The 25,837-nt window shown below is 43.3% G+C and carries 18 protein-coding genes and 2 tRNA genes; 12 read left to right on the top strand and 8 right to left on the bottom strand.

Annotated features, from left to right (window positions below):
• Nucleotides 1-5: 5 nt before the first annotated feature.
• The gene (locus L6475_RS05490; RefSeq protein ID WP_237823357.1) at nt 6-905 is read right to left on the bottom strand and encodes an ABC transporter substrate-binding protein; all 900 of its coding nucleotides are present in this window, start codon (nt 903-905) and stop codon (nt 6-8) included.
• Between the two features lie 81 nt (nt 906-986).
• On the opposite strand from L6475_RS05490, the gene radA reads away from it, so the two are divergent.
• Complete coding sequence (gene radA, locus L6475_RS05485) at nt 987-2,396, top strand: DNA repair protein RadA (protein ID WP_237823355.1); 1,410 nt, start codon at nt 987-989, stop codon at nt 2,394-2,396.
• A 1,030-nt stretch (nt 2,397-3,426) separates the two neighbouring features.
• On the opposite strand, the gene ilvC is transcribed toward radA, so the two are convergent.
• Nucleotides 3,427-4,476, bottom strand: a complete 1,050-nt coding sequence (gene ilvC / locus L6475_RS05480) for a ketol-acid reductoisomerase (protein ID WP_237823352.1) — start codon at nt 4,474-4,476, stop codon at nt 3,427-3,429.
• Nucleotides 4,477-4,977: 501 nt separating this feature from the next.
• Here ilvC and L6475_RS05475 point away from each other — a divergent pair.
• The 5 genes from L6475_RS05475 to L6475_RS05455 are packed head-to-tail and all read left to right on the top strand — an operon-like array spanning nt 4,978 to nt 10,984.
• Nucleotides 4,978-5,484: a DMP19 family protein gene (locus tag L6475_RS05475; RefSeq protein ID WP_237823349.1), complete on the top strand. Its 507-nt coding sequence runs from the start codon at nt 4,978-4,980 to the stop codon at nt 5,482-5,484.
• Nucleotides 5,485-5,504: 20 nt separating this feature from the next.
• Nucleotides 5,505-5,987: an SsrA-binding protein SmpB gene (gene smpB / locus L6475_RS05470; protein ID WP_237823346.1), complete on the top strand. Its 483-nt coding sequence runs from the start codon at nt 5,505-5,507 to the stop codon at nt 5,985-5,987.
• 29 nt (nt 5,988-6,016) lie between these two features.
• The gene (metH, locus tag L6475_RS05465; protein WP_237824036.1) at nt 6,017-8,809 is read left to right on the top strand and encodes a methionine synthase; all 2,793 of its coding nucleotides are present in this window, start codon (nt 6,017-6,019) and stop codon (nt 8,807-8,809) included.
• Nucleotides 8,788-9,441, top strand: a complete 654-nt coding sequence (locus L6475_RS05460; protein WP_237823343.1) for an HAD family phosphatase — start codon at nt 8,788-8,790, stop codon at nt 9,439-9,441. Before metH ends, L6475_RS05460 begins: the two co-directional genes overlap by 22 nt.
• Nucleotides 9,442-9,496: 55 nt before the next feature.
• Nucleotides 9,497-10,984: a glycoside hydrolase family 10 protein gene (locus L6475_RS05455; RefSeq protein ID WP_237823340.1), complete on the top strand. Its 1,488-nt coding sequence runs from the start codon at nt 9,497-9,499 to the stop codon at nt 10,982-10,984.
• A 102-nt stretch (nt 10,985-11,086) separates the two neighbouring features.
• Here the strand turns inward: L6475_RS05455 and L6475_RS05450 are convergent, their stop codons facing one another.
• The 3 genes from L6475_RS05450 to L6475_RS05440 form a co-directional block, all read right to left on the bottom strand.
• Nucleotides 11,087-12,523, bottom strand: coding sequence for a DUF5687 family protein (locus tag L6475_RS05450; protein WP_237823337.1), 1,437 nt, complete (start codon nt 12,521-12,523; stop codon nt 11,087-11,089).
• A 75-nt stretch (nt 12,524-12,598) separates the two neighbouring features.
• The gene (locus L6475_RS05445; RefSeq protein ID WP_237823334.1) at nt 12,599-13,201 is read right to left on the bottom strand and encodes a LolA-like putative outer membrane lipoprotein chaperone; all 603 of its coding nucleotides are present in this window, start codon (nt 13,199-13,201) and stop codon (nt 12,599-12,601) included.
• Between the two features lie 80 nt (nt 13,202-13,281).
• Entirely contained in the window at nt 13,282-15,756 is a 2,475-nt protein-coding gene (locus L6475_RS05440; protein WP_237823331.1) for a DNA translocase FtsK, read from the bottom strand.
• A gap of 146 nt (nt 15,757-15,902) precedes the next feature.
• Between L6475_RS05440 and L6475_RS05435 the strand changes: the two genes are divergently transcribed.
• The 4 genes from L6475_RS05435 to L6475_RS05420 are packed head-to-tail and all read left to right on the top strand — an operon-like array spanning nt 15,903 to nt 20,414.
• Nucleotides 15,903-16,559: a 3'-5' exonuclease gene (locus tag L6475_RS05435; RefSeq protein ID WP_237824033.1), complete on the top strand. Its 657-nt coding sequence runs from the start codon at nt 15,903-15,905 to the stop codon at nt 16,557-16,559.
• 5 nt (nt 16,560-16,564) lie between these two features.
• Nucleotides 16,565-17,746: a class I SAM-dependent rRNA methyltransferase gene (locus tag L6475_RS05430; protein ID WP_237823328.1), complete on the top strand. Its 1,182-nt coding sequence runs from the start codon at nt 16,565-16,567 to the stop codon at nt 17,744-17,746.
• Nucleotides 17,736-19,121 carry a tRNA lysidine(34) synthetase TilS gene (gene tilS / locus L6475_RS05425; protein ID WP_237823324.1) on the top strand — a complete coding sequence of 462 codons (1,386 nt, stop codon included), beginning with the start codon at nt 17,736-17,738 and terminating at the stop codon, nt 19,119-19,121. Before L6475_RS05430 ends, tilS begins: the two co-directional genes overlap by 11 nt.
• A 48-nt stretch (nt 19,122-19,169) precedes the next feature.
• Nucleotides 19,170-20,414, top strand: a complete 1,245-nt coding sequence (locus tag L6475_RS05420) for a DUF5103 domain-containing protein (RefSeq protein ID WP_237823321.1) — start codon at nt 19,170-19,172, stop codon at nt 20,412-20,414.
• Nucleotide 20,415: 1 nt separating this feature from the next.
• Here L6475_RS05420 and L6475_RS05415 read toward each other — a convergent pair whose 3' ends face one another.
• The 3 genes from L6475_RS05415 to L6475_RS05405 all read right to left on the bottom strand — a co-directional run bounded on the left by L6475_RS05415 (nt 20,416) and on the right by L6475_RS05405 (nt 24,316).
• Entirely contained in the window at nt 20,416-22,869 is a 2,454-nt protein-coding gene (locus L6475_RS05415) for a two-component regulator propeller domain-containing protein (RefSeq protein ID WP_237823315.1), read from the bottom strand.
• A gap of 131 nt (nt 22,870-23,000) precedes the next feature.
• A tRNA-Pro gene (locus L6475_RS05410) sits at nt 23,001-23,073 on the bottom strand.
• Nucleotides 23,074-23,128: 55 nt separating this feature from the next.
• Complete coding sequence (locus L6475_RS05405) at nt 23,129-24,316, bottom strand: pyridoxal phosphate-dependent aminotransferase family protein (RefSeq protein WP_237823313.1); 1,188 nt, start codon at nt 24,314-24,316, stop codon at nt 23,129-23,131.
• A gap of 147 nt (nt 24,317-24,463) precedes the next feature.
• On the opposite strand from L6475_RS05405, the gene L6475_RS05400 reads away from it, so the two are divergent.
• Nucleotides 24,464-25,504 (top strand): diacylglycerol kinase family protein, encoded by a 1,041-nt coding sequence (locus L6475_RS05400; protein ID WP_237823311.1) that lies wholly within the window; start codon nt 24,464-24,466, stop codon nt 25,502-25,504.
• Nucleotides 25,505-25,745: 241 nt separating this feature from the next.
• Nucleotides 25,746-25,817, top strand: a tRNA-Cys gene (locus tag L6475_RS05395).
• The last annotated feature ends 20 nt before the right edge of the window (nt 25,818-25,837 follow it).

Raw genomic sequence — 25,837 nt, 5'->3', positions numbered from 1 at the left:
AATAATTAGTTCAATTTACCTTTCGCCTTCAGCCACTCAATGGCCACTGCCTTATCTGTTTCTCTTGGGGCCTCGGTATGCGAAAATTGACAATCAGGCAATGAGTCAACCGTTTCCTCATTCACGCCACAGCGTTTCTCTATCAGCTTTGAATAGTACTGAAGACCACGTTCATTGATAGAATCACAAGCTTGATTGTAGGCTTTGCAGAAAGCAGTCAGTTGATGACTGGTTGCCGCACGTTCCTTAAAAGCCACGACTCCAAGTCTCAAGTCCATCGTTCGGGTATCCATCAGCACTTCAGCCTGTTTGTTGCGTGCTGCCGAGGCCCATGGCTCGGGAAGAAACAGGGCATCCATAATACCTGCCTCCAGCATACCCATACGAACAGGAATACTGTTCACCTGAATGCGGAACACGCGCTCAGTCTGCAACTTCACGCTATCCACCACCTTATCACTCAGCAAGTGAGTAGCCGAGAATCGGGTCATTGCCACCATCTTGTCGTCCAACTGCTTTAAATGCTTTATACGAGCCTGACGCCCAGAAAGCAGCTGCCAGGACAAGTCGGTCGAAGTAACATCTTTCAATGCCAATCCGCGCTGACGTAGATTCTCTATCCTTACCAGATCACTCACCACAGCATTCACCCTGCCCCGCTCTATGGCCGTGTCGCAGTCCATCTGGGCATTATAGGGAAATATGCTGACATCAATACCCTCATCTTCAAAGAACCCACTCTCATCTGCCACAAATATAGGCAGACAGTCCAAGGTGGGCATCACAGCAATACGCAACTGTGCCGAATCATCGGGCAACACATCGGAAACGTATTTCAAGCCCTCTGCATTGTCACAAGCCCATATTAGCGAAAGGGCAAATAGAAATGCTATTATCTGTTTCATGAGGTGCAAAAGTACTAAAAAGTTTTGGAACAAAGAAAATAATTCGTAATTTTGTGGCTCAAATTTGAATCGGTTTTCGCAATGGCAAAAGACAAAATAGCATACGTGTGCTCCAACTGCGGACAGGAGTCTGCAAAGTGGATAGGCAAATGTCCTTCTTGTGGTCAATGGAACACTTTCAAGGAAATCAAAGTTGCAGCAACTCCTTCAGTATCGTTCTCTTCAAAATCATCTGGCGGTGCAAGCATTAATGCTAGTCGCGTAGGACGGGCACTCCGACTCAACGAGATAACACATCAGGACGAGAAACGAATAGACATGCACGATGAAGAGTTGAACCGTGTGTTGGGTGGAGGATTGGTACCTGGCAGTATCGTTCTACTAGGAGGCGAACCTGGCATCGGCAAATCAACACTATCCCTGCAAACCATGCTCAACCTTCCCGAAAAGCGCATACTCTACGTGAGTGGTGAGGAGAGTGCCCACCAACTAAAAATGCGAGCCGAACGTATCCTTTCAGCCCAGCGCAAGAGTGCTGAGGATGTAATGGACAATTTTCTGATTCTTTGCGAAAACTCTTTAGAACAAATTTTCGAACATATCAAGGAAGAGAAGCCCGAACTTGTGGTAATAGACTCCATACAAACTATCGCAACCGAAGACGTAGAATCTTCGGCAGGAAGCATTGCCCAAGTGCGCGAATGTGCTTCTTCACTTTTGCGGTTTGCCAAGACCAGTGGTGTGCCTGTCATCCTTATTGGCCACATCACGAAAGAAGGCACCTTGGCAGGTCCCAAAATCTTAGAACATATCGTAGATACCGTCATCCAGTTCGAGGGCGACCAGCATCACTTATACAGATTATTGCGAAGCATTAAGAATAGATTTGGAAGTACCTCGGAATTAGGTATTTATGAAATGCAACAATCAGGATTACGTCAAGTTAGTAATCCTTCCGAATTATTGCTTACCGAACGCGAGGAAACACTCTCCGGCATAGCCATCTCGAGTGCCATTGAAGGTGTGCGTCCTTTCTTATTGGAGACACAAGCATTGGTATCATCTGCAGCCTATGGCACTCCCCAGCGTTCAGCCACAGGTTTCGATCAGCGCCGACTGAACATGCTCCTTGCTGTACTCGAAAAAAGAGTAGGTTTCAAGCTGATGCAGAAAGATGTTTTCCTGAACATTGCCGGCGGCTTGCGAGTCACGGATATGGCTATGGACCTTTCAGTAATTGCCGCAATATTGTCCAGCAATGTTGACACCCCGATCGAACCTGGTTGGTGCATGTGTGGCGAGGTAGGATTGAGTGGCGAAGTGCGTCCTGTAAACAGAATCGAGCAACGAGTTGCCGAAGCCCAGAAATTAGGTTTCAACCACATCATTGTACCCCGTTATAATCTACAAGGTTTCGACCGCAAGAAATTCTCCATCGAACTCCATCCTGTACGCAAAGTCGAAGAAGCTCTCAGGGCACTATTCGGATAAATATTTATTGAGACGCCACCTTTAATACGACTTACTATTTTTATATCCTGAGGTGGAATCGTTTCTATATACTTATTTTCACCGACCTCAGTCGTCTTCCATCAGACATCGATAATGCCACTCACCAGCCCCTGTAACATGTCTGATTATGTTTTATCATGACAGATAGACATGGACGACAAGGAAGGTCCTCTTTCCCATTCTCGGAAACTGCTAATCCTCACTCACGATGTCAGGAGAACGTTTGATGTCTCAAACACAAGGTCGGCAAAGATACAGTGTCTCGGGAATGTAGAAAAAAGTAGTTTCTTTTTGCATTTCTCACAACTTTTTGTATCTTTAACGGCGAGTTCTTTTACAACAACCCCCAAAAAGCTAATTTTGTATCTTCGTAAGGCAAATTCATCAAACCTTGGCTACCTGTATAAAGCCATGTGGAGCAAAATCACAATGAATCAAACGGGGCCAAAAATGCATATTTATGCTCTTTTGGAGTGCATATTTATAACACTAAAGCGCGCGAGAATCGCACGGAAATCATTAACTCCATCTTTGGACTTCTACACGCGAATTATGAGTACGTTGCGAATTTTTCGCAACCCATTGAAAACTAAACAATTACAATTTTTATACTTAAAAATGCATTATTTTTCTGAAAATAACTACTAAATATAGGTCGCAATAGAACTTCTATTATACCGTAACCACATTCATCCTATACTACAACTGAATTTCTGTTATGATACAATAGAACTTAAACTGTGGTATAGGAGTTAAACAGTTGCAGTATAGGATGAATGTAGTTGCGATATAGCGGAATATTTATTTCAATTCAGATGATTTTTCGCACCTCCGCCGTTCTAGTTTGCGATTTTTATTTGTCTTGATTTTCGAAAATAGAAACGTATAGATATGCAAGAACAGGCTGTTTTTTAGTCAGATTTGTAAGCAGAAAAAAGTGAAGACTTTACTTCCGCTACATGGATGTAGGTGAGGAAGCAAAGTCTTCACTTAGAATTATAGTAGGTGATTAGTCCTGACTATTCTCAGGGCGCAACTGACGCACAACGGCACCTGCACGCCACATTTCCTGATTACGCATAGCCTCGAGCTCCTTCTCCAATCCGGCACGGTAGTCGGGTTTAGAGTTAGAATCTATAGATATCTGAGCCTCATTGCCTGTAAGCACAGAATAGTACAGCCATTCCATCACAGGCTTGATGGCATCGTGGAAACGGGGAGCCCAGTCGAGAGCACCACGCTGAGCGGTTGTCGAACAGTTGGCATACATCCAGTCCATACCCTTTTCACCAAACAACGGGCCAAGGCTCTGAGTGAGTTCCTCAACGGTCTCGTTGAATGCTTCTGAAGGAGAGTGTCCATGCTCGCGCAGCACTTCATACTGAGCCAGCAACAGACCCTGGATGGCACCCATCAGCGAACCACGCTCACCAGTAAGGTCGCTGGTAGCCTCACGCTGGAAGGTTGTCTTGAACAGATAGCCGGCACCGATACCGATACCAAATGCGATGGTCTTTTCTTCTGCCTTGCCCGAAGCATCCTGATAAACGGCATACGAGCAGTTCAGACCGCGACCCTCGCAGAACATGGTGCGAAGAGAGGTGCCTGAGCCTTTGGGAGCTACCATGATCACATCGACATCCTTTGGAGGAACAACGCCAGTGCGATCACTCCAGTTGATGGCAAAGCCGTGAGAGTAGTAAAGGGTTTTGCCCGGAGTAAGATATTGCTTGATAGTGGGCCATACCTGAATCTGACCAGCATCTGAGAGGAGCATACAAAGGATTGTACCCTTCTGAGCAGCCTCTTCAATAGAGAAAAGTGTTTTGCCAGGTACCCATCCGTCGGCTACAGCCTTATCGAAAGTTTTTCCCTCGCGCTGTCCCACAATCACGTTAAAGCCATTGTCGCGCAGGTTACAAGCCTGTCCGGGGCCCTGAATGCCATAACCGATAACGGCGATGGTCTCATTCTTCAATACTTCACGTGCTTTCTCAAGTGAGAACTCCTTGCTGGTGACAACAGTTTCTACAACGCCACCGAAATTCATTTCTGCCATAATTGTTTTTTGTTTTGAATTAATAATTTCCCCTTTGGCCCTGCCAGCCCTGAACACGAGAGCCGTCGTCTTATGAGTCCACACCAGTTTTACACGAAAACAGGTCGAGGGGCTTTGATTTTTTCAAGTTTCAGACCGCAAAATTATCAAATTGTTACGAAATAACAAAATTTTCCAACACTTTTGTTACAAAAAGTGTAGAGTGGAGGGTCGGAAGTGTATAGTGTAGAGTGTAGGGTGTAGAGTTTGCTACCGCTCCGCAGGACAAATTACAAGGTTCGTAATTGACAATTGATAATTGATAATTCATAGTTGATAATTCATAGTTGATAATTCATAGTTGATGGTCCTGCGGAGCGGTAGCAAACTCTACACCCTACACTCTACACTATACACTTCCGACCCTCCACTCTACACTCTACGCTAAAAAAAGTTCTAAACTTTTTGCCATACGGAGAAAATGTAGTACTTTTGCAAACATATATAATATTGTATAGAGTAATGAAAGATGTTTTCGTGAGCGATGACGCACTTCGCCAGGCTGCCTCTGAAGGCATGGATGCCTTTATCCGTATTTTTGTAAACGCTATCCATGAAGCCATAGGCGGCGAGTTGACAGCTGAATCAATGACTGAGTTGAACAACGACCAAATAACACTTTTGGCTTGGGACATCCTGCACGAAGAAGTGATGGACGGCGGTTTTGTTCAGTTGATTCACAACGGCTACGGTCCCTTCATCTTCAAGAATCCATTCGCTAAGGCCCTGAACAAACTATGGGGCATGCGCGAACTTTCCAAAATGCTGTATGACGCCCATACGCTGTACAACAAATACGGTTCAGAGATTGAGAAGGACTGCACAGACGAAGAGTTTATGGCCATGTTTGAGAAATATCCGGAATTCGACGATTTCGACGACAAGTTCGTGGAATGTGAAGAGGACTGGACCGAACAGATAGCACGATACATAGACGAACACATTTCAAATTTTGCACAAGTCCAATAAATAAAGGACTAAAAGGATAAATGAATAAGGAACAGGAACAGCTCCGCAAAAAGAGCCCCGTACAGATAAAGAACAAAAAGGCCTCGTTTGAATATTTCTTCATAGAAGAGTTTACAGCGGGCATCGTTCTCACAGGCACAGAGATAAAATCTATTCGCGCCGGCAAAGCCAGCCTGGTTGACACGTATTGCACCATCATCAACAATGAACTGTGGGTGAAAGGAATGAGTATCAGCCCTTATTTTTATGGCTCGTACAACAACCACGAGATGAAGCGCGACCGCAAACTGCTTCTCACACGCAGGGAAATAAACCGACTGGCCAGCGCAACCAAACAAACAGGATATACAATAGTGCCCACACTGGTATTCATTGACGAGAACGGACGCGCCAAGATGGACCTCGCACTTTGTAAAGGTAAGAAAGCCTACGACAAGCGACAGACCCTGAAGGAGAAAGAAGACCGTCGCGAAATGGATCGCGCAATGAAAATTTATAAGTGACGCTATTCAGCCATATACCCATTAATATGATGCCAACACTAAAAGAAATAATCAAAGAGCGTATTCTGATTCTCGATGGTGCTATGGGTACCGTGATTCAGCAATACGGACTTACTGAAGCCGACTTTCAAGGCTCGATTCCCCTAAAATATCGTAATGGCAGTAATGCACCCGTCATGATGAAGGGCAACAATGACATGCTCTGCCTTTCACGCCCTGACATTATCACCGATATTCATGAACGATACCTCAAGGCTGGTGCAGACATCATTACTACCAACACCTTTAATGCACAACGCATATCACAGAGTGACTACCTGCTGGAGGAATATGCTTACAAGATAAACCTTGAAGGAGCCCGACTGGCCCATGAGGCGGCTCTACGATTCTCAACAGAAGAGAAGCCCAGATTCGTAGCAGGATCGGTTGGTCCGACGAACAAGACTTGTTCGATGTCGCCCGACGTAAGCAACCCTGCTGCCCGAGAACTGACCTACGACCAGTTGTTTGAAGCCTATACCGAACAGATAAACGGGCTTATAGAAGGCGGTGTTGACGCTATTCTCATAGAGACCATTTTTGACTCGCTGAATGCGAAAGTGGCCATTGACGCTGCACTTAGCTCAATGAAGCGAAAGGGAAAAGAACTGCCCATCATGCTCAGCGTCACCGTGAGCGACCTGGCTGGGCGCACCCTCAGCGGACAAACACTCGACGCGTTCCTTGCATCGATAGACTCCTACCCTATTTTCTCTATCGGACTGAACTGTTCGTTTGGAGCACGACAGATGAAACCATTCCTCAAGGAACTGGCCCGTCGCGCACCATACTATATAAGTGCTTATCCCAACGCCGGACTGCCCAATTCTATGGGACTCTATGATGAGACGCCCGAAACGATGGCACCCCAGATTGGTGAATTCATAGACGAAGAGTTGGTAAACATCGTTGGCGGATGCTGCGGTACAACGCCCGATTTCATAGCGCAATACGTACCTCTGGCAAAGGATGCCAAGAAACGCCACGTGCCTGTTGCCCGTCCCGAGAATTTGTGGCTAAGCGGTCTTGACCTTTTGGAACTGACGCCATCCATTCCCTTTGTCAATGTGGGTGAGCGCTGCAACGTGGCTGGATCGCGCAAGTTTCTACGCCTCATCAAAGAGAAAAACTATGATGAGGCTGTGAGCATTGCCCGAAAGCAAGTGAGTGACGGAGCACTGGTCATCGACATCAATATGGACGACGGACTGCTGGAAGCTAAAGAGGAAATGGTTACTTTCCTGAACCTCATCGCCTCGGAACCCGACATAGCCCGCGTACCTGTAATGATTGACTCCAGCGACTGGAACGTGATTACTGCCGGACTGAAATGCGTACAGGGAAAATGTATTGTGAACAGTATCTCGCTGAAAGAAGGTGAAGAAGTGTTCAAAAGTCATGCCCGCGACGTGATGCGATACGGTGCCGCCGTTGTAGTGATGTGTTTCGACGAACAGGGACAGGCCACTACCTACGAACGCCGTATAGAGATAGCCTCACGAGCCTACCGCATACTGACTCAGGAGGTGGGCATGCAACCGCAAAACATCATTTTCGACCCCAACATACTGGCCATTGCAACAGGTATGGAGGAACACGATGCCTACGCATTGGAATTTATACGTGCAACAAACTGGATCAGACAAAACCTGAAAGGTGCACACGTAAGCGGTGGTGTAAGCAATCTATCGTTCTCGTTCCGCGGTAACAACTATATCCGTGAGGCCATGCATGCCGTATTTCTCTATCATGCAATTCAAGCTGGCATGGACTTCGGTATTGTCAATCCTGCCACAAAGGTCCAGTATGCAGACATTCCACAGCATCAACTTGAAATCATAGAAGACGCCATTCTATACCGTAGAACTGACGCAGCCGAACGGCTTACAGAACTGAGCGTTGCCATTCTGGAAGAACAAAACAAGGAAAAGGAATCGGCAACAGCCAATCCAACTGAGAATGCCAACGATGACCTACAAAACAGACTTTCCATCCCAGTGGAAGAGCGACTGCAGCAGGCACTTATCAAAGGTATAGGCGACACCCTTCAAACTGATTTGGAAGAAGCTATAACAAAATATGGAAGGGCTGTGGACATCATCGAAGGACCGCTGATGGACGGCATGAACGAAGTGGGCAAACGGTTTGGTGCGGGACAAATGTTTCTACCACAGGTGGTGAAGACTGCCCGAACCATGAAACAGGCGGTGGCTATTCTACAACCATATATTGAGGCACAGAAACAGGAGGGCGCTACAAAAGCAGGAAAAGTGCTACTGGCCACTGTTAAGGGTGATGTGCACGACATAGGCAAAAATATCGTTGCAGTAGTAATGGCCTGCAACAATTATGACGTGGTTGACCTTGGTGTAATGGTTCCGGCCGAACAGATTGTAAAAAAGGCCATTGAAGAAAAGGTTGATATAATCGGACTGTCTGGTCTTATCACGCCCAGCCTGGAAGAAATGGTTAATGTGGCAAAAGAACTCCGTAAGGCCGGCCTTCAGATTCCTATCATGATAGGCGGTGCTACCACAAGCGAACTACACGTGGCGCTAAAGATAGCCCCTGTCTATGAAGGGCCTGTGGTATGGATGAAGGACGCCTCCCTTAACGCCTATACTGCTGCAAGGCTGATGAATGAGAAGGAGCAAATGGCCAAAGAACTGGATGCCACCTACGCCCACATGCGACAAGAATATGCCGAGGAGCAACAGCAGCTTCTATCGCTGGAAGAAGCCAGAAAGAACAAACTTGACTTATGGAAAAAACAGACACTATAATTTTCGATTTGGGTGGTGTCATCATCACGCTCAATCAACCTGAAGCCGTTCGCCGCTTTGAATCCTTGGGATTAAAAAACGCAGCTCAAATGCTGGACCCTTACTGTCAGGAAGGTATCTTTGGCGAACTGGAAGAAGGACGCATCAGCGCTGAGACTTTCCGTATGGAATTGAGTAAAATGGTAGGACGAGAGCTTACATTCGAAGAGTGTCGCTATGGTTGGCTGGGATATGCAGAGGATCTTCCTCAACGCAATCTTGACATACTGCGCCAATTGCGTAGTGAAGGCTATCGCATAGTACTACTCTCAAACACTAATCCTTATATGATGTCTTGGGCTATGAGCCCTGCATTCTCACTGGGACCTCAAGCTGCTAATGAGCCTCATCCACAGGGAAAAGCCATCTCAGAGTTCTTTGACGCCTGTTATCTGAGCTATCAAATGAAACTGATGAAGCCTGATGAGACATTCTTCCGCAAAGTACTTATGAGTGAAAGGAAAGCCCCGTACTCGTGCCTTTTCATAGACGATGGTCCCCGTAATGTAGCAGCAGCAAGTCAGGTGGGCATGCGTACCTATTGTCCTGAGAATGGAGAAGACTGGACAGAAACTATTCGCAAATACCTGTAAGGAATAGCAATAAAATAAAGAAAACAAGAGTGACACTATGTTTAAACAAATAACTATGAAAAAAATACTAATACTATTGCTGGCATGCCTCGCATTCGTGTCGGCCGATGCACAAAAGAAACGTGAATTCCGCGGTGCTTGGATTCAATGCGTAAACGGGCAGTTCCAGGGACTTGGCACAGAGAAAATGCAGCAGACGCTAAGCTATCAACTTGATGAGTTAAAGAAAGACGGCGTAAATGCCATCATCTTTCAAGTTCGTGCTGAATGTGACGCTCTTTATCCCAGCAAACTGGAACCTTGGAGCCGTTTTCTTACAGGACAGCAGGGCAAGGCTCCATCACCCTATTGGGATCCACTTCAATGGATGATTGACCAATGCCATCGACGCGGGATGGAACTTCATGCATGGATTAATCCCTATCGGGCTAAGACAAAGTTCACTCATGAACTGGCCATGAATCACGTTGCAGTTGCTCAGCCTTCACGCTGTTTTGACTACGACGGACTGAAGATTCTGAATCCTGGTATTCCTGAGAACCGCGACTATATCTGTAAAGTTGTGAGCGACATCGTTACACGCTACGACATCGACGGTCTTCACATGGACGACTATTTCTACCCTTATCCTGCCGCAGGACAGACTATTCCTGACGACGCTCAATACCAACGCTACAACAATGGTATCAAGGACCGTGGCGACTGGCGCCGTTATAATGTGAGCATGTTCATCAAGCAACTCTATGAAACCGTTCACCAGCTGAAGCCTTGGGTGAAGGTCGGTATTTCGCCTTTTGGTATCTATCGCAACAAGAAGAGTGCTCCCAGCATAGGCAGTAACACCAACGGACTTCAAAACTACGATGACCTGTATGCCGACGTTTTGCTTTGGGTGAACAACGGATGGCTGGATTATTGTGTACCTCAAATATATTGGGAAATAGGTAATAAAGCTGCCGACTACGACACACTCATTCACTGGTGGGACCATTATGCCGCCGGTCGTCCGCTATTTATCGGTGAGGATATTGAACGAACTGTAAAAAATGCAGATCCGAAGAATCCAAACCGCCATCAACAGGCCGCTAAATTTAAACTGCACCAGCAGATGAAAAATGTTGACGGCATAGTGCTGTGGTATGCCAAAGCCGCCGTCGATAACCCTGGTGACTATGCCACTCAGTTGCGCCGTAACTATTGGCGCACACCTGCCCTACAGCCAGAGATGGCATTCATAGACAAAAAGGCACCAGGAAAGGCACGCAAGCTAAAGCCTATTTGGACTGAAGACGGATATATTCTGTTTTGGACTGCTCCAAAGAGCAAGGCATGGAACGATGAGGCCACGAAGTATGTAGTTTACCGTTTCAACAAAGGAGAGAAAGTAAACATCAACGATGCGTCAAAGATAGTTGCCATTACTCCGAATACTTTCTGTAAACTGCCTTACGAGAACGGAAAGACCAAATATACTTACGTGGTAACTTCCTTGAACCGTATTCAGAATGAGAGTAAAGCGGCTTCGAAAAAGATTAAGCTTTAACGATACGAGTATGGTTGATTCGGAAAAGCCGAATCTGTAGCACTCAAGAAAAAGAATATAAACAGAAAAATAGCGCCAAGATGTTCTTGACGCTATTTTCTTTTATCGAGAGGAATGGAATCCCTCCAGATTCTCATATTTTCGTTTCATCATACGGCTATACACATTTCGCAGCCACAATGGATGAGTTAAGGTGAAGCCCAAACCAATGACAGCAAGAACAATATAAGCCGTTGATTCCTCAAAAAAGACAAGTAATATAGATACCAATACGACAGGGAGCAGAAAAGCTGCCGATTCAATAATCAACTGAAGGCCACTCTCCACATTTCCCTTTCCGGTAAGTTTCTGGTCAAGCGGAAGCGTCTGCTTGTTATAGACAGCCAACTGGAACATGAGGAAATAAAGCAATCCGCTACTAATAAAGAAATAGGCCAGCATCATCAGCCATGAGAACTTGCCCTCTATAACAGCAGGCATCATAATCACCAAAGGAACTACAAGCACAGCTACATGAAAATAGTACTTGGCACGCATCAGGGTAAGGATATTCTCACGATGAACCATCAGAAGGTCCATATAATTGCCTTCAGGACACATCACCTTAACCAAGGTCATAGCACCATAGAGGGCAAAACAGTAGAAGCACCAGAAATTTAACATCATACGTCCATCGTATATATCGGTATAAGCGATAAGGACAGAAAGTATAATGATGAATGTCATGCTGGAGATAACCCGCGAACGAATAGCTTTGTTGCGGAATATGGATTTCAACTCAAGCTTCAAATACTCGCCTGTCTGTCCGAAACGCTCAAGGAATGTCATACGAGACACGCTTTTCAAAGCTACTGCCTTTGTCTCAGCTCCTTGTATCTCTTCATACACAAAAGCATATTGTAAGGAACGATTCACCCAATAAACAATACCATGTAGAACAAATACCGCAGGCAACAACCAGAGTGTCTCTCCAAAATCGCCCAAACTTTCAAGCATATCGGCAAAGAGATCGCCTTTCGTGTCGATAGCAAGAGGAAGGAAATAAATGCCATATACCAGAACTGGCAATACCCACCACAAGAGATTCCGCCCTGTGAGCATGCGTACAAGCAGGTAGAACTGACTATTGGTGATGATGATCAGCTGGCAAGCCAGAAGAACTTGGAACGCAACCCAGAACTCACACCCTCCTGCCAATACAATAATGATATAGGGCAAGAAAAGAGCGAGCCAAAGAAAATTATATATGCTGAGCTGGGATGTGATGAGGAAAGTATCGACCACACTACGACGAGGCAACGGCAACAGCATATATGGCTTCATCAGCATAGCGGGAGTTTGCTGAACAAGAAAGCGAATGCCAAAATCTATCACCACCATGATGGGCATCAGAGCCAGAAGAAATGTATGGAAGGTATCTGAAGCGGCTATTGACCCTAACATGATGCCATAGAACACCAGATAGAATACAAAGAAGCATCCGCCAAAAAACATGAGGACTTTGGCAATAAGACTTTGCTCGAAAGAAGGAGAGCGCATAAAGCCTAACCGGTTGTTACGGCTAAGGACACTATATAATTTCAAAAAAGATAGAGCGGTCACGGCTGTTTTCCTTTATCGTAAATCAATAACCTCAGCAGAGGGGAAATCCTTTGAACTGAAACGGAACATGGCATCGTCCAATTTCGATTTCTGAAGATTACTTATTTTAAAGGTAGTCCATTTGTTGCCTTGCAGCACTTTCACTTCAGTAGGAGTAAATGACTTCTTATCGATAGTGATAAACATCTCAGACATCTTCTTAGAACTGTTGTCTGCAGTAAGATGAACATTATAACTGGACGCATTAGTGGTCATCGTATGCTTGAATCCCTTCTTATACATAGTAATAAAATTATAGGGATTGAGAGTTTGCAACTGGACTTCGGTTGGAGTCGTAACACTCACCTCATCGTTCTTTTTCAAATAGGTCCATTGAGTCTTTCCGTCAAACCATATACTGGCTATATCGGTAGTGACACAGAACTTACGTCCCTTAATAGCAATTGTTCCGCTGGACGTTCCATAACGGGCACTTTCCATTCGAAACGAAGCCTTCACGCCATCTTTGTTGCTGACTACGGCTGCACACTTATCAAGCACGTCTTTAGCATTCTGAGCCTGTGCAATGGTAAGACAGCTCATGAGTATCGAAAATAATATCAGAATCTTTTTCATAACAATAAAATATAGTATTTATCCTGTAATGGCAATTATTATTGATTAACTACAATCCAGTAAGAGATATTATACCCCTATTATCTTCTCAGGGTGCTAAGCAATTGCTCAAGGCTCATTTCGTCCTGAATGAGCACTTCACGTGGTTTCGAACCATGAGCAGCACCTACTACACCGGCTTTCTCCATAAGGTCCATCAAACGACCTGCGCGGTTGTAACCAATGGAGAACTTACGCTGAATAAGACTCGTTGATCCGCTTCCGCTCTGAACAATAAGACGAGCAGCATCCTCAAACATGGGGTCAAGATGAGTCAAATCAACTTCTGAAGCACCGCCTCCAAAGTCATCGCCACCACCTTCCATCACAGGTTCAGGAAGTTCAAATGGTGACAGATAGCCTTGCTGATCGGCAATAAACTTATTGATATCAACAACCTCTGGCGTGTCAACAAAGGCACACTGCACACGAATAGGATCGTTGCCCAACAAGTATAGCATATCGCCACGACCAATAAGTTGCTGAGCGCCCATGCGGTCGAGAATTGTCTTGGAGTCAATACCCTGACTCACTTTGAAAGCTATACGGGCAGGGAAGTTAGCCTTGATGGTACCTGTAATAATATTCGTGGTAGGACGCTGGGTAGCAATAATCATGTGAATACCCACAGCACGAGCTTTCTGAGCGATACGGGCTATAGGCAACTCTATCTCTTTGCCTGCCGTCATAATCAAATCACCATACTCATCAATCACCACCACAATGTAAGGCATGAACTTGTGCCCCTTCTCGGGATTGAGCTGGCGGGCGACGAACTTGCTGTTGTATTCCTTGATATTTCTCACTCCGGCAGCCATCAGCAGTTCATAGCGGGCATCCATCTCAACACAAAGACTCTGAAGTGTGCGAACCACTTTTGACGTATCGGTAATGATAGGATTATCAAACTCGTCGGGCAAAGATGCCAGGAAGTGTTTATCGATATTGCGATATACACTGAACTCAACCATCTTAGGATCGACCAGCACAATCTTCATTTCAGCAGGATGCTTCTTATAGAGAAGAGATGTAAGAATTGCATTCAAGCCAACTGACTTACCTTGACCGGTAGCACCTGCCACCAACAAGTGAGGCGCTTTGGCCAAATCGAACATAAACACTTCGTTGGTAATGGTCTTACCCATAGCACAAGGCAAATCCATCGTAGTTTCCTGGAACTTCTTTGAGTTGAGAACAGACTCCATCGAAACCACATTGGGCTTGGCATTCGGAACTTCGATACCAATGGTTCCCTTACCTGGAATAGGAGCGATAATACGGATTCCTAAAGCCTTGAGACTCAGAGCTATATCATCCTCAAGATTACGAATCTTTGAAATACGAACGCCCTGTGCTGGCGTAATCTCATAAAGGGTAATAGTAGGACCTACAGTAGCCTTGATACTTGATATTTCGATACCAAAATTGCGGAGCACTTCAACGATTCTGTTCTTATTGGCTGTCTGCTCCTCCATATCGATATAAGGCTTACCGTCTGACTCGTAAGTCTTCAGTAAGTCAAGTGTGGGATAATGATAATTTTCCAAATCACGCTTGGGGTCATAAGGCTCCAACTCTTTATCATCCACTTGAACCAACTCATTGCCTTTAGCAGCATCTTCATTGCCTGCTACCTCGATGGCCATATCCACATCATCGACAGCCTCACTTTTATGACGATTAATCGTTATGGGGGCATCATCAATATCATCAGTAGCAACATTAACAGGCGTAGCTTGAGGTTCATGCTTAAATTCCACAACTTCGGCTTCAGGGTCATCAAAGACTGATGGATCTTCGAGGGTGTTCAATTGACGCTCATAACTATCTTCAGGAACAACTGTTTCCTGAGAAGTATCCACCACTTTGAATTTGATACGATCGAGAAATTTGGTAGGATTAAGAACCTTGCGAATAATCATAATAGTCTCGGCACTCACATAGACTAAAAAGGCCAAGGCAATGAGTGCGAGAATAGCCGTCAGTCCTGGTGTACCGACATAACCTTCAATGATTTGGCATATGGCAAGACCATGATCTCCGCCTGGATTGAAATGGCTATCGGCAAAGAAAGGCGAGAAGAATCTAGCCATCATCACAGACAGCCAAATCATCAGCAAAGATATTCCAAAGAACCATTTCAGAAGATTCACACGATAGGCTTTCATCATGTTCAACGACACGAGAAAAAGAAAAAAGGGAATAAAGAATGCAGGAATACCGAAACATTTCTTAATAAAGAAATAACCTGTATAGGCACCAACAGATCCGCAATAATTGGCAAACTTATGAGCCTCATTGGCCATTTCACCTTCGCGAAGATTTTCAATCATGCTTTGATCTGCCTGCCCCGTTGTAAAGAACGAGATAAACGAGAGCACAAAATAGAATGCCAAGGCAAAAATCAACATGCCCAGAAAGAAAAACAACTTCTCGTTGTGAAATATATTTGAGATACCTAAAGTTTCTGCCAGAGTTAGTTTGGTTTCTATATTATTCTTTTTTTTCTTCGCCATATCGTTTTTATAGTCGTTTTTATCACAAATTTCTGCAAAAGTATAAAATTATTATGATTAAACCACACCAAAACAAACATTTTTTGGAGAGATAGCCAAGAATTATGAATATTTTCGTAAATTTGCACCACGGAAATATATTCATAATGACAAAAATCCTATACAACAAATTCGACAAAAGTCTGATTCCATCGCTGCCCACTGTGAAGTTCGAAGGAAGAATCATTGTCGTAGTTAGCGCAGCTGAAGCCGAAAAAGCAGTTGATTTTTTGCTTTCGCAACCGCTGCTCGGGGTTGATACTGAAACTCGCCCATCATTTAAACGCGGATGGCAATACAAAGTAGCCCTTCTTCAAGTTGCAACCGAAGATATCTGCTTCCTGTTCAGATTAAACCATACTGGTCTTTCACCAGCCATCATAAGATTTTTGGAAGATTCCACCACACCAAAGATTGGACTTTCCTGGCATGACGACCTAAACGGACTCCACAGACTGGGAACTTTCACACCTGGATATTTCATTGACCTTCAGGACCATGTGAAAGAAATCGGCATCGAAGATTTAAGTCTTCAAAAGCTGTATGCCAATATGATGGGACAGAAAATTAGCAAGCGCCAACAATTGAGTAATTGGGAACGTGATATTCTCGATGAAAAGCAAAAAAGCTATGCGGCAACTGATGCTTGGGCTTGCCTTCAACTCTATAAAGAACTTAAACGGCTGGAACAGACTAAAAACTATCAATTGATTGTTCGGAAAGAGGAACAACTTCAATCAACTGATGTAAAAAACAAAGAATAGAAAAAATGAAACAAATATATCTGAAAAAAGGTAAGGAAGAGAGTCTTCTCCGCTTTCATCCATGGATATTTTCTGGAGCCATCCATCATGCAGACGAAGGAATCAGCGAGGGTGAAGCCGTCAGGGTGGTATCGGCTACTGGAGATTTTATTGCCGTAGGTCATTACCAGCAGGGATCTATTGCTGTTCGAGTGCTCACGTTCAATGATGTTGAGATTGACACCTCTTTCTGGCGCTCAAGACTTGCTTCAGCCTTACAAATGCGCAAGGTTATCGGTTTAGCCAACAGCAAAGAAAGCGACACCTACAGATTGGTGCATGGAGAAGGTGACAACCTCCCTGGTCTCATTATTGATATATATGGACATACTGCCGTGATGCAAGCTCATAGTATCGGTATGCATCTGTGCAGAAAAGAGATAGCTACAGCATTAGTAGATGTGGCTAAAGGAATTATAGACAACGTCTATTATAAAAGCGAAACTACCCTACCCTTTATGGAGCCTGAAAATGGATTCCTTGTAGGAGGTAGTGAAGAAAATATTGGTACTGAGAATGGACTAAAGTTCCGTGTTGACTGGCTGAGAGGTCAGAAAACTGGCTTTTTTGTAGATCAACGAGAGAATCGTGCCCTGCTGGAAGTATTTTCAAAAGGTAAACGAGTTCTCAACATGTTCTGCTATACAGGCGGTTTCTCAGTATATGCCATGCGTGGTGGAGCCCAATTGGTTCACTCGGTTGACAGTTCAGCCAAAGCTATTGAACTGACCCGTTCAAATATTGAATTGAACTTTCCTAATGATAGTCGTCACGAAGCATTCTGCGAAGATGCTTTCAAATTTCTGGATAGCATCGGACGTGAGAATAGCAGTACATACGACTTAATCATTCTAGATCCGCCCGCATTTGCCAAACATCGCGGAGCCTTACATAATGCTCTGAAAGGATATACCCGATTGAATCAGAAAGCATTCGAGAAGATTCCTGCCGGTGGCATTCTTTTTACTTTCTCATGTTCGCAGGTAGTAACGAAGGATCATTTCCGCAACGCAGTATTCACAGCAGCAGCTCTTGCACACAGAAAAGTACGCATCCTTCACCAGTTGCATCAGCCTGCCGACCATCCAATCAACATCTATCATCCTGAAGGCGAATACCTGAAAGGACTGGTACTGTATGTGGAATAAAGTAAAGAATTATATTGAAAAGCGCCATTTGCTTGATAAGAGCCACTTATATATAGTGGCCTTGAGTGGAGGCGCTGATAGCGTAGCATTGCTACGTGTACTACTCTTATTGGGCTATCGCGTAGAGGCTGCTCACTGCAATTTCAATCTTAGAGGTGCAGAATCTGATCGTGACGAAGCATTCGTTGTTAACCTTTGCGAACAATTATCTGTTCCATTACATCGTGCCCATTTTGACACTACAACCTATGCGCAACTTCACAAGGTTAGCATTGAGATGGCAGCACGTCAATTACGCTATCGGTATTTTGAGCAATTAAGGAAAGATATGAATGCCGAAGCCGTATGTGTGGCCCATCATCGCGATGATAATGTTGAGACACTACTCATCAACCTATTACGCGGAACAGGAATTCATGGACTTACAGGGATACAGCCAAGAAGAGACAGTATTGAATCTGGCGAAGATAATACTGACGCATGTACTGTGATCCGACCAATGCTCTGTGTGAGTAGAGCAGACATTTTGGAATGGCTGAAGAGCATTCAGCAGGATTTCGTTACCGACAGCAGCAATATGGTGGACGATGTTCTTCGCAATAAGATTCGGTTGGATGTAATTCCGCTTTTGCAACAGATTAATCCGGCTGTGATGGATAATCTGCAGCGCACCATAGAACAAATGAACGAGGCGGAGAAGATCTATAAAGCCTATACCAAAGAAGCACTTACTCAACTGATAGACAACGATCATTCAGATAGTAATAATAGTAACAGTCAGAATCGTCTGCATATTGATATTGAGAGACTGAAACTTTCACCTTCACCTCTCTGCATGCTGTTCGAGTGGCTTACGCCCTATGGATTCAGCTCAGCAACAATCCGACAGATAGCCGAACATCTTGACTCACCTTCTGGCCGATTGTGGAAATCATCTACTCATGAGCTTTCTATTGACCGGAACAGGCTATTGCTAAGTCCTATTTCAGCTGAACTGCCAACAATGCGAATTCCGGAAACTGGCACATACGTATATACAGAAAACATGCGTTTCCGTTTCAATATTGAAGAGGACATAGTTGTTGACCCTTCACCGAATGTTGCCTGCCTCGATGCCCAAAAAGTTGTATTTCCTCTCACCATCCGTCCTATTCAGGAAGGTGATCGTTTTGTTCCTTTTGGCATGAAAGGAAATAAGTTACTGAGCGACTTTCTTACCGATTTGAAAGTGCCTGTCATAGAAAAACGAGAACAATTAGTGGTTTGCGATGCCAATGGAACTATAGTCTGGGTTGTTAACAAACGCCCATCAGCCCAATGCTGCATAACTGAGTTCACAGAACGTATGCTGAAAATCTCAATCGTTCATTCATAAATTGAATAAGAAAAAAAACTGAAGTATCAACGTTTACTCTTAATGCCCATGAAACGAATCCTCCTTTTTCTTCTACTAATCATACCAATGCTTTCTTCTGCCAAACATCAGGTGAAGGTGTCCAATGTCAAGTCTCTGCAAGTTGTAGTAAACAACAACTGGCTCGACATGCCCGTCATGAAGCTAAACTCAAACGACATACTGAATATTGGGTTTGACGAAATGTCACACAATTACCATCGGTTTGTAGCTCATATTGAACGATGCGAGGCAGACTGGACAACGTCAGATCAATTATTCGAGAGTGACTGGCTGGAGGGGTTCAACGACCAGGTAATTGAAGAATATGAGAATTCACTAAATACTACAGTTCTTTACACCCACTATCAACTTCAGATTCCTAACGAGCAATGCCGCTTGAAAATGAGTGGCAATTACCGTATCCATATATTGGATGAAGACGAAAACAACGAAGAGGTCTTAGTGGCAGAATTCAGAGTTGTTGAAAAACGTATGGATGTAGGACTGTCAGTAACCACGAATACAGACCTCGACTTTAATGAAAAATACCAGCAGGTGAATCTTAGCGTAAACTATAATTCTTTAAAAGTCACCAATCCAAGTGAACAGCTTCAGATATTTGTGTTTCAGAATGGACGAGAAGACAATATGAAAGAAAATCCACGTCCAAACTATGTTACCCCAACAAGTCTTCGCTGGGAACACAATCGTTCACTTATTTTTGATGCTGGCAACGAATATCATAAGTTCGAAGTATTGGACCCGACACATATCACACTTGGACTCGACCACGTAGAATGGAATGAAGAGGAACGGAAGTATCATGTTTATCCATTCGTGTGTGAACCTCAACGCAACTACCTCTATACAGAAGATGCAGATGGAGCATTCTACATTCGCAATAGCGATAATTATGAGAACGACAGGTTGAGCGACTATGTATATGTTCACTATCGTCTATGCCCTGCCCCCTTCTACGAATATTCACGAATTATCATTGACGGACAATGGGCAACAGAGGCGCCAGAAACCTATTATATGGAATACAACGATAAAGATAAATCGTACAATGCTACCATTCTCCAGAAAATGGGTTACTATAACTACCAACTACTTATGCTCGATGCAGATAGTACAGCTCATCACTTACCAGAAGAAGGCAATTTCTTTCAAACCGAAAACAGATATTCTGCTCTTGTATATTATCGAGGTATAAGCGAACGCACTTGGCGACTTGTCGGTCATCAAAGCATCGTATTCAAGATAAAATAAACTATGCAGATTTCCTATACTCGTTAGGCGTTACTTTGTAAAGATGGAAGAAATTTCCAAGGAAATAGTTGGGAGTATGGAATTGACAGGCCACAGAAATTTCCTCAACTGTCATCTTAGTTGTCTTTAGCAAGCCAGCAGCTTTACGCAAACGTAGAAGCATAATTAGATTACGTGGACTCTTATAAAGATTCGCCATAAAAATATTATGCAATTGTACTATATCAATTCCACTTATCTCACTCAGACGCCGCATACTCAACTTATTGGAATGTGATTTCAAATATGGCATTAACTTCACCATAATATCGATAAACTCTGAAGAAGGCGCTATCTCAAACTTACGTCCCAACAACTCTTCATCAAGAGGAGCAAGCTGTTCATTATCATATATATTACAACGCTCTAAAAAGGCTTCTATCCTCTTTATAATTGAGCTTTCTCCAGCATTCAACTTAGCACGAATACGGGTGTTTCGGCTATAGACATACAGATTAATACCGATAAACACAAATATCACCACAGACAACAGTACATACGCTATTGTAGCCTGCCACCAAGGCTGGTCAACATGTACCGTCCAGGTATATGGCTTATCGTCATTCCATAAATCAGGATATAGCGACGTCTGAATCTCAACGTCATATGTACCAGGTTTTAAACCAACAAGAGGCAGGTGTAGTTGTCCTCTAGAATCCACATGACCTGTGTTGCTAAAATATGAATAAACGCGCCAATTACTATCTATATTTTTTACTCGCACACGATAACACGTTTGCATAGGACGGAAATAGTTCAATCCTGAAAAGGTCATTGTAATAGTATTCTGATCTGACTTCAACCAAATATCGCGAGCTCGTGTGATAGCTCGATCAATAATTATATGCCCACCAACTTCCTCACCTGCCTTAACAAAGTTACCATTTACCATTAGCTTGGTCAACTTTGGATTAAGAGTAAGTGTTTCCCGCTTATTGACAGTAGTGAAACGCTCCGGATCAAAAGCTACTACATGGTCAACACTTTCCATGATAATCATTCCATTATCCAAACACATAGACTTACAATTACGGAACGACTCACTTGGCACATTGTCGTAATCAAGGAAACTATTTACAAAAACCGGTTCACTATCATTAATCATAATACAACTAATACCAAAAGATGTACTTAGCCATATATTATGATCCTTATCCTCAACAACAGAATGTACCACATTGTTCAACAATCCCTTCGACTTATCAAAAAACATTGGGTGGGGATCATCGGGAGTTCTATAGACATAGACACCTGTCGTTGTACCATACCAAGTCCAATTTCTACTATCCGTAAAGCGACAATTTGCCATACGTCCCTGAAACTCTGTGATATTCTGTTTCAAGTGACTCATCATGGCCAGATACTTGCGAGCTTGGGGATGATCATTTTTATAAGTATGAAAGGGAGAAAGCCTAGGGCGAGCATATAGAATACCACGATCCTCGGTACCTATCCACATTCCACCTTGTTTATCAAAACAAATCGCATTACAATCTGTCTGAAGGATGCGACCATCCAACATCGTTAACTGTTCATACTTTGTTAATTGTGATGTTTCAAGGTTATAACTACAATAACCATATTCTGTAGCAAGATATAGTTCATCATTCAAAATATCCATATTATTAATGTGATATGGAATTTCAACAATTGTGGCCCACTCTTGAGTCTTGGAATTAAAGCTAAGAAGAACAGCTTCTTTCTCACCGTTTCTTATAACATAAAAGACACTATCGTCTCCCATGACAAAGCAAGACTTCGAATACTTCTCTGCTTTATCTTCATCATAAGGTGATTTTTGGTAAAGAATTTTTCCTGACTCACGATCAAGGCATACCACATCACCATTATCGTAAAATAACAAGACATTGTCATCCCGGACATCAAGATCATGAAGAATACGATTCTGAAGAACATGTAAGGTTTTATGAAACTTAGCATCGAAAAGTCCCAAATCTGTCAGCATCCACACATCTCCATTTGAATCGACAAAGAGATCATTGATAGGGTCATTACATCCTAATTCTTTTACCACCTTTTCTGGATTGGGAATAAAATGTTCCATAAAAAGGTCAACACAACTCACAGAATGAGTGTTTTTCAACCATATATGGTGGTTATTATCAAAATAAAGACGATAGTTTCCTGTATAAGCTTTAAGTGGTAATTGGTAATCTTGCTTAATGTCAATATGCGCAAAAGTAACCCCGTCATAGAAATTTAAATTTCCAAGAGTTGAAATAATCATGCGACCTGTTCGAGTGCATTTTATAATTTGAACACTATTATCAGCTAGTCCATTTGAAGCATTAAGATTCATAAACACACGTTCCTGCTCCATACTGGAACGAGCCTGTACCTTAAAGCTACTCATTATAACCAAAAGGAAAAATAATAGATGTATAAGTCTGTTCATAGTTAATTTCTAAATAGTTGGTGCAAAGATAGTTAAAAAAACTATAATTTCCAAATATTTAAGTAATAAAAATGAGAGTATGCTAGAAAAGCATACTCTCATTGTCATAATCAATCACTCTTTCGATTGAGTCGAGGTGACAGGACTCGAACCTGCGACAGCCTGGTCCCAAACCAGGAACGCTACCAACTGCGCTACACCTCGTTTTTGCGGATGCAAAGGTACTACTTTTTTTGCATCCACACAAATTTTTTGCTAATTATTTAATAATTCCTTGTTCAACAAAGATTTTTTTCAATGCTATTACTGAACGTTCCACCTGTTCCTCGGTATGCGTTGCCATTAAAGCATAGCGTACCAATGTATCCTGAGGAGCACATGCAGGAGGAATTACTGGATTAATAAATACTCCGGCATTGAAAGCCAGTGCAGTAATCAAGAACGTTTTTTCAGTATCGCGAACATAAAGAGGAATAATTGGACTTTCCGTATCACCAATCTCAAAACCTTCTTCACGGAAACGTTTTAAAGCATAACGTGTAACATTCCACAACTTCTCTATGCGCTCAGGTTCCTGCTGAATGATATGCAGAGCCTCAAGTGCTGCTGCAGTAGCTGCTGGTGTGTTTGAAGCTGAGAAAATATAAGTACGACAACTATGGCGAAGGAAATTGATTGTATCAAAATCAGCAGCAATAAATCCACCGATACTTGCCAATGACTTAGAGAAAGTGCCCATGATAAGGTCAACTTCGTCTGTCAGTCCGAAATGGTCACATACTCCACGGCCTTGTTTTCCGAATACGCCAATACCATGAGCCTCATCAACCATTACTGAACAATTATACTTATGCTTTAATTCAATAATTTCGGGAAGCTTGGCTAAATCGCCTTCCATAGAGAAAACGCCATCAACAACTATCAATTTGATAGCATCATGAGGCAGGCGCTGTAACACTCGCTCCAAATCCTCCATGTCGTTGTGTTTGTAGTGCAATTGCTTAGCAAAAGCCAATCGGCGACCGTCAACGATTGATGCATGGTCACGATCATCGCAAATCACATAATCATCCTTGCTCAACAATGCAGGTATCACGCCTTGGTTAACGCTAAAGCCTGTAGAGAGACAAAGACAGTCATCCTTGCCGATGAACTTTGAAATTTCTTTTTCCAACTGAACATGCAGGTCGAGCGTTCCATTCAAGAAACGGCTTCCAGCACAACCAGTTCCGTACTTATCGAGGGCTTCCTTAGCCTTATCAATAATGCGCTGATCGCCAGTCAAACCGGTATAAGCATTCGAACCGAACATCAACACCTTGTGGCCTCCCATTTCAACTTCAGTACCCTGCTTACCAGTAATAGCACGGAAATAAGGGTAAACGCCCTTGGCCATAAATTCCTGAGGAATTCGGTACGACTTGTATCTTTCTTGTAACTGTCCCATTATTTTCTTTGGTAAATCTTTTAAACAGGGTGCAAAGTTACACAAAAATATTCAAACAGTGCATTTTTTTCTCAATATTTGTCAGTTTAAGTAAAAAATCTATTGCTTTTCATTACTTTCTCATTACATTTTTGTATATTTGCATCTATGGAAGAAAGAAAAAAACGCATCACATTTATTGTGAATCCTATATCAGGGACTCACAACAAAGATAATATACCCCAACTTATTAAGCAGAAGTTAGACCACTCACAATTCGACGCCCAAGTAGTATTCACAGAGTATGCAGGCCATGCATCACAGATTACTAAGCAATGCGTAGAGAATGGCACTGACATTTGCGTTGCCGTTGGTGGCGATGGCACTGTCAACGAAGTGGCTCGTTCACTTGTCCACACCAATACAGCACTTGCTATTATTCCTTGCGGTAGTGGTAATGGATTGGCCCGCCACCTTTGCCTGCCCATGGACATCAAGAAATCTATCGACATCATCAATAAGGCTCAGATAGAGTCTTTTGATTATGGAATCATCAATAATCTTCCTTTTTTCTGCACCTGTGGAATGGGATTTGACGCTTTCATCTCATTAAAGTTTGCTGAAGCAGGAAAGCGTGGCCCTATCACTTACGTAGAGAATGTACTGAAAGAAGGCCTTAAATACAAACCAGAGACCTATATTGTCGATGACGAAACAGGTACTCATCACTACAAAGCATTTCTCATTGCATGTGCCAACGCTGCTCAATATGGCAACAATGCCTACATTGCACCGGGCGCATCAATGCAAGATGGTATGATGGATGTTATCATCATGGAGCCTTTTGATGTGATTGATGCACCAAAGATTGCAATGGATCTATTTGCCAAAACATTGAGCAGTAATTCACGAATCAAAACCTTTAAGGCAAGTCGTATTAATATTCACCGTGCCACCCCTGGAGCCATCCATTACGATGGTGACCCAATCATGACCGATGCAGACGTTGAAGTAAAAATGCAACCAAAGGGGCTCCGTGTTGTTGTTAACCCCAATGCAATTGAAGATACTGCTCAGCCCAACCCCATGCTAAACGCTTTTAGCGATCTCTTTAATAATATAAACAATGTACGCGAAGACATTGTTCGCAGTGGTCACCGCATACAGGTTCTAAACAAACTGATGCTTCGCCGACTTTCCCGACTATAGAACCAGTTATGCCATTTTTCCCTATTCTCCCATAAGAAGAAAATAATGCAGTACATCATCGTATCATTGATAATAATTGGCTGTATCATTTACGCTACACGATTAATTGCTGGTACAATTCGCCAAAAGAATAGTCCTTGCGCCAATTGCAAAGGATGTGAACTCAAAAAAAGTAATCAAAAAATTTGGCAGAACAAAAAAAACATATTACCTTTGCATCCGCAAAAAAGAAAGCAAGACTGGTGCCTTGGATGAGTGGCTTAGTCAACGGTCTGCAAAACCGTCTACGGCGGTTCGAATCCGCCAGGCACCTCAAAGAAAATCGGAAGCCAA

Origin of the sequence: Prevotella sp. E9-3 (assembly GCF_022024015.1) — a bacterium.
Lineage (GTDB): Bacteria > Bacteroidota > Bacteroidia > Bacteroidales > Bacteroidaceae > Prevotella.
The sequence above is the reverse complement of the archived record's forward strand: the minus strand, read 5'-3'. Positions and strand labels throughout refer to the sequence as shown.